Genomic DNA, 7,684 nt, shown 5'->3' with positions numbered 1-7,684 from the left:
TGGGTCAGCGACTTATATTTTGTAGCGAGGTTAACCAATTAGGGGAGCCGTAGGGAAACCGAGTCTTAACTGGGCGTATAGTTGCAAGGTATAGACCCGAAACCCGGTGATCTAGCCATGGGCAGGTTGAAGGTTGAGTAACATCAACTGGAGGACCGAACCCACTAACGTTGAAAAGTTAGGGGATGACTTGTGGCTAGGAGTGAAAGGCTAATCAAACCGGGAGATAGCTGGTTCTCCCCGAAATCTATTTAGGTAGAGCCTCGGACGAATACTTACGGGGGTAGAGCACTGTTAAGGCTAGGGGGTCATCCCGACTTACCAACCCTTTGCAAACTCCGAATACCGTAAAGTACTATCCGGGAGACACACGGCGGGTGCTAACGTCCGTCGTGAAGAGGGAAACAACCCAGAGCGCCATCTAAGGTCCCAAAGTGTATGTTAAGTGGGAAACGATGTGGAAAGGCCCAGACAGCCAGGAGGTTGGCTTAGAAGCAGCCATCCTTTAAAGAAAGCGTAATAGCTCACTGGTCGAGTCGGTCTGCGCGGAAGATGTAACGGGGCTAAACATACCACCGAAGATGCGCCTGCGTACTTTGTATGCGGGGTAGGGGAGCGTTCTGTAAGCCGTTGAAGGTGATTCGAGAGGGTTGCTGGAGGTATCAGAAGTGCGAATGCTGACATAAGTAACGATAATGGGAGTGAAAAACTCCCACGCCGGAAGACCAAGGGTTCCTATCCCATGTTAATCAGGGTAGGGTGAGTCGACCCCTAAGGCGAGGCGGAAACGCGTAGTCGATGGGAAACGGGTTAATATTCCCGTACTCGGCATGAATGCGATGGGGAGACGGAGCAGGCTAGGCAGGCATGGCGTTGGTTGTCCATGTGAAAGTAAGTAGGTTGGAGACTTAGGTAAATCCGGGTTTCCTTAAGACTGAGATACGAGACGAGCTACTACGGTAGTGAAGTTGTTGATGCCATACTTCCAGGAAAATCCTCTAAGCTTCAGTTCATGAAGAATCGTACCCCAAACCGACACAGGTGGTCAGGTAGAGAATACTAAGGCGCTTGAGAGAACTCGGGTGAAGGAACTAGGCAAAATAGTACCGTAACTTCGGGAGAAGGTACGCTGCTGATGGTGAAGGGACTTGCTCCCGGAGCTATTGGCAGTCACAGTAACCAGGTGGCTGGAACTGTTTATTAAAAACACAGCACTGTGCAAAATCGCAAGATGACGTATACGGTGTGACGCCTGCCCGGTGCCGGAAGGTTAATTGATGGGGTTAGCGGCAACGCGAAGCTCTTGATCGAAGCCCCGGTAAACGGCGGCCGTAACTATAACGGTCCTAAGGTAGCGAAATTCCTTGTCGGGTAAGTTCCGACCTGCACGAATGGCGTAATCATGGCCACGCTGTCTCCACCCGAGACTCAGTGAAATTGAAATCGCAGTGAAGATGCTGTGTACCCGCGGCTAGACGGAAAGACCCCGTGAACCTTTACTATAGCTTGGCACTGAACATTGAACCTACATGTGTAGGATAGGTGGGAGACTTTGAAGCAGGAACGCTAGTTCTTGTGGAGTCGTCCTTGAAATACCACCCTTGTAGTTTTGATGTTCTAACGTAGGTCCCTAATCGGGATTGCGGACAGTGCCTGGTGGGTAGTTTGACTGGGGCGGTCTCCTCCTAAAGAGTAACGGAGGAGCACGAAGGTTTGCTAAGTACGGTCGGACATCGTACGGTTAGTGTAATGGTAGAAGCAAGCTTAACTGCGAGACGGACAAGTCGAGCAGGTACGAAAGTAGGTCATAGTGATCCGGTGGTTCTGAATGGAAGGGCCATCGCTCAACGGATAAAAGGTACTCCGGGGATAACAGGCTGATACCGCCCAAGAGTTCATATCGACGGCGGTGTTTGGCACCTCGATGTCGGCTCATCACATCCTGGGGCTGAAGTCGGTCCCAAGGGTATGGCTGTTCGCCATTTAAAGTGGTACGCGAGCTGGGTTTAGAACGTCGTGAGACAGTTCGGTCCCTATCTGCCGTGGGCGTTTGAGAATTGAGAGGGGTTGCTCCTAGTACGAGAGGACCGGAGTGAACGAACCGCTGGTGTTCGGGTTGTCATGCCAATGGCACTGCCCGGTAGCTACGTTCGGAATCGATAAGCGCTGAAAGCATCTAAGCGCGAAGCGAGCCTCGAGATGAGTTCTCACTAGAGCTATAAGCTCTCTGAAGGGCCGTTGGAGACTACAACGTTGATAGGTTGGGTGTGGAAGCGCTGTGAGGCGTTAAGCTAACCAATACTAATTACCCGTGAGGCTTAACCATACAACGCCAAAGTGGTTTGTATGAAGCACTGAAGAACAAGCAAGAAGTTAAATAGCACTGAAGTAGACGAATTTGAATATCAGCCTTCCGAATTTTAGTTAATTGCCAAGGCGATTAACGAACCAGATTTGCTTGGTGACAATAGCGTTTTGGACCCACCTGATCCCATTCCGAACTCAGTAGTGAAACGAAACAGCGCCGATGGTAGTGTGGGGTTACCCATGTGAGAGTAGGACATCGCCAGGCTCCTAATTTAAAGAAAGCCTCTGAGAAATCAGAGGCTTTTTTGCATTTAGAATAAAAATATTTTTGTTCAAAACGCAGGTTGTATCTCTTCATAATCATCATCTTTATATACCTATAGCATTAGTTGTTACCTTCTGATTTATGGTGCATGCGATGAAATTCTAAGGTTAAGAAATAACGCTAGCAGACTTAGGTATACATCAACCATATTTTTATACATTCGAATTTCAATAAGATATAAAGTACCGAACTCGGCTTAAGATCCTTTATTGGCTTAATCAGTGAAAATTGACACTGTTCTTACTATAAATATATTTAAAATAGTTGAGCTATTATTTTTTTATTTGAGTTGCGATACTGCTCTAGATACCTAGTCCATCATCTATTCAGTCGCTATACATACAAAGTATTTTGCAACTTAGCTTCACTTCGGTTGTATTCTTGTGGTGTTGTTATAACAATGACACTGCATAAAAATAACATTAGCCCTAAGTTATTTGCTATTAGAATAGAAGAGTCATTACTTTATACGCGGATAAGTAAAGGAATTGATTAAGAGTAGGGATGCTTTAATTCGACTATAAAAAAACGCAGCCGAGGCTGCGCAAAAGTTTCATGTTGGATATTAAAACTAAGAGAGTTAGATGCCATCACCATCGATGTGAAGACCACATTCGCGATTTAAACCAAAGAAGCGGGTTTCTTCTTCGGTCATACCAGGCTCTAGTTTACGAGTGGTGTGTACATCACCCATAGACACATAACCATGCTCCCAAAGAGGGTGATAAGGTAATTCATGTTTTGTCAGGTATTGATAAACGTCGCGGTTGTGCCAATCAATGATTGGATAAAACTTTACCGTGCCACGGCTTAGTTCAACAATATTTTTATCTGCACGGGTTGATGATTGCCCGCGTCGCAAACCACTATACCAAGTGCCAGCGTTAAGCTCTTTTAACGCGCGTGTCATTGGCTCTACTTTATTTAAGTAATTATATTGCTTTAAACCTTCACCCTCTTGCTCCCACAATTTGCCATATTTGGCTTCTTGCCATGCAGGGCTATGTGTTGAGCGATAGACTTTGAGGTTGAGATTTAAGCGCTCAGTTAATGAGTCAATGAACTGATATGTTTCAGGAAATAGGTAACCAGTATCGGTTAAAACCACAGGAATATCTGGTTTTTGGCTTGTGAGTAAATGCAACATAACAGCCGCTTGGATGCCAAAACTAGATGATAGAAAATGAGTGTCTGGGAGATTTTCAAGCGCCCAAGCTACTCGTTGCTCTGCTGTTTTATCAGCAAGCAGCGCATTCGCTTCAGCCAATAGTTCGGTTTGGCTTTGCGGGTCAAGCGTTAAAATTTGTTTGAAAGTATTCATATCATTATCCAGTTTACATTTGCAGTGCGCTAAGCACACTGCAAATTAGCTTTATGCGTAAAAGTCAGTTTTACTAACTTTTACTTCAGCAATCACGCCAGTACGAATGACGAAATCACCAAATCCTTCATTATCAAGGCGTTCAGTAGCCCAGCGACCGATCAGTTGATCAAGCTCAGCTAAAATTACATCTTCTGCTACATTTTCTTTGTACAGCTTAGGAATGCGAGTGCCTGCAAGGTTTCCACCTAAATGGAAGTTGTATTTGCCAGGTCCTTTGCCAACTAAACCTACTTCAGCCAGCATGGCGCGTCCACAGCCATTTGGGCAGCCAACAACGCGTAAAATAATGCTATCTTGTGCAATATGATGTTTTGCCAAAAGCAGCTCTACTTTCTCAATTAAGCTAGGTAAGTAGCGCTCAGCTTCTGCCATTGCAAGTGGGCAAGTTGGTAATGAAACACAGGCCATTGAGTTAAAGCGTTGAGCTGTGTGGCCGTCATCTATTAAACCGTGTTGACGAGCAATTTGTTCGATAGCGGCTTTTTGATCCGCAGGTACACCGGCAACAATTAAGTTTTGGTTAGCTGTCATTCTGAAATCACCTTGGTGAATTTCAGCAATTTTTCGACAACCTGTTTTTAATGGTTGATTTGGGTAATCTAAAATACGGCCATTTTGGATAAATAATGTTAAATGGAATTTACCATCAATACCTTCAACCCAACCGATACGATCGCCACGAGTAGTGAATTCATAAGGGCGGCTGGTTTCAAATTTAATACCTGCGCGCGCTTCAACTTCAGCTTTAAATTCATCTGAACCAAAGGTATCTAAGGTGTATTTCGTTTTCGCATTTTTACGGTTTACACGATTACCCCAATCACGTTGAACAGACACAACATGCTCTGCAATTTTTAGGGTGTGTTCTAAAGGAATATAACCAAAATCATCAGCCTTACGCGGGTAAGTATCGGTATCGCCGTGGGTCATTGCTAAACCACCGCCCACTAATACGTTAAAACCAACTAGCTTGCCATCTTCAGCAATCGCAACAAAGTTTAAGTCGTTTGCGTGCACGTCCACTTCGTTATTAGGAGGAATGGTAACGGTGGTTTTAAACTTACGTGGCAAGTAAGTCGACCCTAAAATTGGCTCTTCTGTAGTTTCTGATTTTTCACCATTTAACCAAATTTCGGCATACGCTTTGGTGTGTGGTAACAAATGCTCAGATATTTTAATTGCCCATTGATACGCTTCTTGATGCAGTTCTGACTCAACAGGATTAGTCGTACACAGTACATTACGGTTTACGTCACCCGCTGTTGCAATTGAATCAATACCAACGCTATCAAGCATTTGGTGCATATCTTTAATATTTGGCTTTAATACCCCGTGAAACTGGAACGTTTGGCGTGTTGTTAAACGGATGCTGCCGTAACTTGTTCTTTCTTCGGCAAAAGCATCAATCGCTAACCACTGCGCTGGCGTAATGATCCCGCCAGGCATGCGCGCGCGAAGCATCACATTATGTAATGGCTCTAACTTCTGTTTTGCACGTTCAGCTCGTATATCACGGTCATCTTGTTGGTACATGCCGTGAAAACGAATAAGTTGGAAGTTATCTGCAGTGAATCCACCGGTAATTTCGTCTTTTAAATCTTGTTCTATTGTGCCGCGTAAAAAGTTACTTTGTGTTTTTAAGCGTTCGTTATCAGCAAATTTTGCATTTGGGTCTTGTTTGCTATTTGGCTTGCTCATTTTTATTCCTAGAATTCGTTACAGTGACGGTTGCGTGATATATACAAATTAGTACACATCTTTCTGATAGCGATTAGCGCTGCGCAAAGTTTTTAAATATTGCTCTGCTTCCTCTGCACTTTGGCCGCCATGTGTTTGGATAATTTCAATTAAGGCTTGGTGAACATCTTTTGCCATGCGGTTGGCATCACCACAAATATAAAAATGTGCGCCTTGTTCAAGCCATGCAAATACTTGCGCACCTTGCAAGCGTAACTTGTCTTGTACATATACTTTTTCAGCTTGATCGCGGCTAAAAGCGACATCGCAATGTGTTAATAAGCCCGATTTTAAATAAGCTTGAATTTCAACTTGATATAAAAAGTCTTGGGTAAAGTGTGGGTTACCAAAAAATAACCAGTTTTTACCTGATGCACCTTGGCTATCGCGCTCTTGTAAAAATGCACGAAAAGGGGCTATGCCAGTACCTGGGCCAACCATGATCACGGCTGTGTCTGGGTTTGCTGGTAAGCGGAAATTATCATTATGCTCAATAAATACCTTTACTTTCGAGCCTGCCTCGGCGCGGTGTGCTAAATAACCAGAACAACCACCTAAATGTTGACTGCCGAAGGCTTCAAATTCAACTATGCCAACAGTTAAATGAACTTCTTCTTCCACTTCAGATTGGCTTGATGCAATTGAATACAAGCGTGCTTGTAATTTGCGCGCGCAATCTGCAAGCGTTTGCGCTGCAATTGTTGCTGGATATTGACGTACAATATCAAAAATCTGGCGTGGTTCGATAAACTCACGCATTGCAGCTTTGTCGGCAGCTAAAGCTAAAAGCTCAGCATTGTTAGTTGCAAGGGCGTATTTTTCTACAAAGCCTGGGTAAGACTGAGTAAGCTCTAACTTTTCAATTAATGCTTGACGAAGTGGTAGTGTTTCATCGCCAACGGATACCTGTGTCTCAGCGTCGTTGCCAGTCAGTACTAATAATTCATCAACCAAGGCTTCATCATTTAAAAAATACACACCTAAAGAGTCACCGGCGGTGTAAGTAATGCCTGAGTCCTCGAGTGATATCTCAACATGGCGCACATCTTTTGTTGAATCACGGCCTGTAATTTTTTGTACCAGCGCAAGTTCAGCGTTAAACGGATTTTGTTTCGTATATTGGCTAGTTGTCGCGGTACTACCAAATGTTGTCATTGGAATGACTTGTGCTGAATTGCTCGATTGTGCTTTTAAATCAGGCTCAAATGCATCAAGTGCGGTGTTGATCCAATCGGCTGCAAGAGAGTCGTAATCAACATCTAAATCGGCACGGCTAACAATAGCCGTTGCACCTAAATTTTGTAAGCGTGTTTCAAAGTCGATAGCCGTTTGGCAGAAAAATTCATAACTTGAATCACCCAAACCTAATACCGCAACCTTTACGCCATCTAATTTAGGGGCTTTTTTAGAGCCTAAGAACTCATGCAGGTTTTCGGCATCTTCTGGTGGCTCACCCTCGCCATACGTTGAAACAACGATAGTAAGAAACTTTTCTTTTTTGAGGCTATTTGGTTTGTAATCGGCCATGTTAACAAGATTAACCGCTAAACCACGGGCTTGTGCTTGTTCTTTAAGCTTTGAGGCAACACCTTTAGCGTTGCCTGTTTGTGAACCATATAAAATTGTAAGTGTTGCGGCTTCGGCAGCCTGAGTTGTTGCAGGTATCGCCAAACCACCAAGAGCCGCCGAGTTTGCAGTTGCTGCTAAGTAGCCACTTACCCATGCTTGTTGAATTGGGTTTAGCTCAGCGACTAAACCTTGCAGTTTTTGTACTTGCTCTTGTGTCAGTGGACTTGTTACCGCTGAAAGTTGACTTAACAACATTTTATATACCCCATGAAACCGAATTTTTTTGCGAATGTAGTAATCAACATGCACAAAAATGATAAATATGCTGCCCGAGAATGACTGGAAAATTCAGCTTTATAAAA

The 7,684-nt window shown here is 44.1% G+C and carries 3 protein-coding genes and 2 rRNA genes (1 of these 5 only partly in view); 2 read left to right on the top strand and 3 right to left on the bottom strand.

From position 1 onward, the window contains the following. Together PTUN_RS17020 and rrf are read left to right on the top strand one after the other, a co-directional pair. Positions 1-2,326 (top strand): 23S ribosomal RNA (locus tag PTUN_RS17020); it begins 563 nt to the left of the window's first position. Between the two features lie 131 nt (positions 2,327-2,457). Then, positions 2,458-2,572, top strand: a 5S ribosomal RNA gene (rrf, locus tag PTUN_RS17015). A gap of 640 nt (positions 2,573-3,212) precedes the next feature. Here the strand turns inward: rrf and PTUN_RS17010 are convergent. The 3 genes from PTUN_RS17010 to PTUN_RS17000 are packed head-to-tail and all read right to left on the bottom strand — an operon-like array spanning position 3,213 to position 7,577. Next, complete coding sequence (locus PTUN_RS17010; RefSeq protein ID WP_009840760.1) at positions 3,213-3,953, bottom strand: phosphoadenylyl-sulfate reductase; 741 nt, start codon at positions 3,951-3,953, stop codon at positions 3,213-3,215. A 51-nt stretch (positions 3,954-4,004) separates the two neighbouring features. Then, a complete protein-coding gene (gene cysI / locus PTUN_RS17005; RefSeq protein ID WP_009840761.1) occupies positions 4,005-5,714 on the bottom strand; it encodes an assimilatory sulfite reductase (NADPH) hemoprotein subunit in 1,710 nt (569 codons plus the stop codon). 48 nt (positions 5,715-5,762) lie between these two features. Further along, positions 5,763-7,577 (bottom strand): assimilatory sulfite reductase (NADPH) flavoprotein subunit, encoded by a 1,815-nt coding sequence (locus PTUN_RS17000; RefSeq protein ID WP_009840762.1) that lies wholly within the window; start codon positions 7,575-7,577, stop codon positions 5,763-5,765. Positions 7,578-7,684 lie beyond the last annotated feature (107 nt).

Origin of the sequence: Pseudoalteromonas tunicata (assembly GCF_002310815.1) — a bacterium.
Classification (GTDB): Bacteria; Pseudomonadota; Gammaproteobacteria; order Enterobacterales; family Alteromonadaceae; genus Pseudoalteromonas; species Pseudoalteromonas tunicata.
The sequence above is the reverse complement of the archived record's forward strand: the minus strand, read 5'-3'. Positions and strand labels throughout refer to the sequence as shown.